The sequence below is a fragment of the Actinosynnema sp. ALI-1.44 genome (genome assembly GCF_001984155.1).
Classification (GTDB): Bacteria; Actinomycetota; Actinomycetes; order Mycobacteriales; family Pseudonocardiaceae; genus Kibdelosporangium.
The window spans coordinates 1-2,746 of record NZ_MTQO01000004.1 but is presented as its reverse complement, the minus strand read 5'-3'; the positions used below and the strand labels follow the sequence as shown (position 1 = coordinate 2,746).

Annotated in this window: 1 protein-coding gene; it reads right to left on the bottom strand. The window is 66.8% G+C overall.

Annotated features, from left to right (window positions below; all coding sequences use genetic code 11):
- The coding region (locus ALI144C_RS00030; protein WP_143230274.1) for a type I polyketide synthase at nucleotides 1-2,746 on the bottom strand (2,746 nt) is incomplete at both ends.

Below are 2,746 nucleotides of genomic sequence, written 5' to 3'. Positions count from 1 at the left end.
CCGCTCAGCACCACCGTCCTCACGCCGCAACGTCCCCACCACAACCGCACCCTCGATCGCACCCGTCAACACCGGGTGCGGAGAAACCTCCACGAACACGCCGTGCCCGGCCTCGGCCAGGGCCTGCACCGCGCGATCGAACTCCACCGTCTCGCGGAGTGAGGCGTACCAATAGGTCCGATCCAACTCGGGCCCGGACAGCCACTCCCCGGTCAACGCCGACACCATCGGGATCCGCGCCTCACGCGGAGTGATCCCGTTGAGAACAGCGAGGATTTCCGCACGCAGCTCGTCGACGTGGGCGCTGTGGGAGGCGTAGTCCACCGGGATCATCCGGGTGCGCACCGACTCCGGGTAGGACGCCACCAACTCGCGTAGAGCGTCGGCGTCACCGGACACGACAGTCGATGCGGGACCGTTCACCGCCGCGATCGACAGGCGCTTTCCGTACGACGCGGTCCGCTCGCGAACAGCGTCGACCGGCTCAGCGACCGAGAGCATTCCGCCGCGACCAGCCAACGCGGTCAGTGTCTTGCTCCGCAGAGCCACAACCTTCGCCGCGTCCGCCAGCGACAGGATTCCCGCAACAGCCGCAGCCGCGATCTCGCCCTGCGAGTGCCCGACCACAGCATCAGGCTCAACACCAGCCGCCTGCCACACAGCCGCCAACGACACCATCACAGCCCACAACGCGGGCTGCACGATGTCGGCGGCCTCAAACCCGTGGCGCCCGGCGAGGACGTCGTCCAACTCCCAGTCCACATAAGGAGCAAGAGCCGCCGCACACTCAGCCAGCCTCGCCGCGAACACCGGCGATGTCTCAGCCAGTTCACGGCCCATACCGACCCACTGACTGCCCTGACCCGGGAACACGAACACCGAACGACCAACACCATTCGGAGCAACCGAGCCCGTGACCACACCAGGTGCAGGCTGACCCGTAGCCACCGCCGCCAAACCGGCCGCACGTTCGGCACCGAGCACGACAGCCCGGTGCTCCAAAGCGGATCGTGTCGTCGCCAACGACCACGCGATATCACCAGCGGCAAGTTCCGGCCGAGCCAGCACGTACTCACGCAACCGGCCAGCCTGACCCGCGAGAGCCTCGGCACTGCTGCCAGATATCGGCCACGCGACGCTCGCACCAGTCAGCACCGGCTCTGCGCTGTCCTGCGGGTCCTGCACGGTCACTGCGGTCGGCGCTTCCTCCACGATCAGGTGCACGTTCGTACCGCTGATCCCGAACGCCGAAACCCCAGCCCGACGCGTCCGCTCACCAGGCAGCCAGTCCCGGGACTCCTGCAACAGCCGCACGTTGCCCGAAGTCCAGTCCACATGCGACGACGGTTCATCGGCGTGCAACGTCTTGGGCAGCACACCGTTCTGGAGCGCCATCACCATCTTGATCACACCAGCCACACCAGCAGCCTGCTGCGCATGACCGATATTCGACTTCACCGAACCCAACCACAACGGCCGATCACGATCCTGGCCGTACGTGGCCAACAACGCACCAGCCTCGATCGGGTCACCCAATGACGTCCCGGTGCCGTGTGCCTCAACAGCATCCACATCGGACGCGGACAGCTGGGCGTTAGCCAGCGCGGAAAGGATCACGCGCTGCTGGGACGGGCCGTTCGGGGCGGAAAGGCCGTTCGAGGCGCCGTCCTGATTGACCGCGCTGCCCCGGATCACGCCGAGAATCCGGCGGCCCTTGCGCTGCGCTTCGGAAAGCCTCTCCAGCAGGAGCATGCCGACGCCTTCGCCCATGCCCATACCGTCGGCGCCATCCGCGAACGCCTTGCACCGGCCATCCGCCGACAACGCACGAAGACGCGAGAACCCGACGAACTCGCCCGGATCAGCCATCACCGTCACACCACCGGCAAGCGCGACCGTGCATTCGCCCGACCGCAATGCCTGCACCGCCTGGTGCAACGCCACCAACGACGATGAACACGCCGTGTCCACAGTCATCGCCGGACCGACCAAGCCCAAGGTGTATGCGATCCGCCCGGACAACACGCTCAACGCGTTGCCGGTGATCACGTGTGCCTCAGTGCCCTCTTCGCCGCCGACCGCGCCGAAGTAGCCGGAAGAAGCGGCACCGACGAACACACCGGTCGCGGAACCGCCCAGTGACTTCGGGTCGATGCCCGCGCGCTCGATCGCCTCCCAGGACGTTTCGAGGAGCAGGCGCTGCTGCGGATCCATCGCCAACGCCTCACGCGGGCTGATCCCGAAGAACCCGGCGTCGAAATCGGCGGCCCCGGTCAGGAAGCCGCCTTCCACCACGTACGTCGAACCCTCGGCATCCGGATCCGAGTCGAACAGGGCCTCAGCGTTCCAACCGCGGTCGGCCGGGAACGCACCGATCGCGTCACCGCCGGACGCGAGCAGCTCCCACAACTCCTCTGGAGTACGCACACCACCGGGATAGCGACACGCCATACCGACAATCGCGATCGGCTCCGACGGGGCCGCGGCGACAGCGACCACCTGGCCAGGCCGGTCGGACCCGAACCACTCACCGATGATCTCGTCGGCCAACGCCGCAGCACTCGGGTGGTCGAAGACCACAGTGGACGGAAGCCGCAACCCGCACGCCCTGTTCAACCGGTTGCGCAACTCCACAGCGGTCAACGAGTCGAAACCCAACTCACGAAACGCCCTCGTCGCCACGATCTCCTCAGCCGAATCATGACCAAGAACCGCAGCCGCCTGCGAACGCACCAACTCCACAACC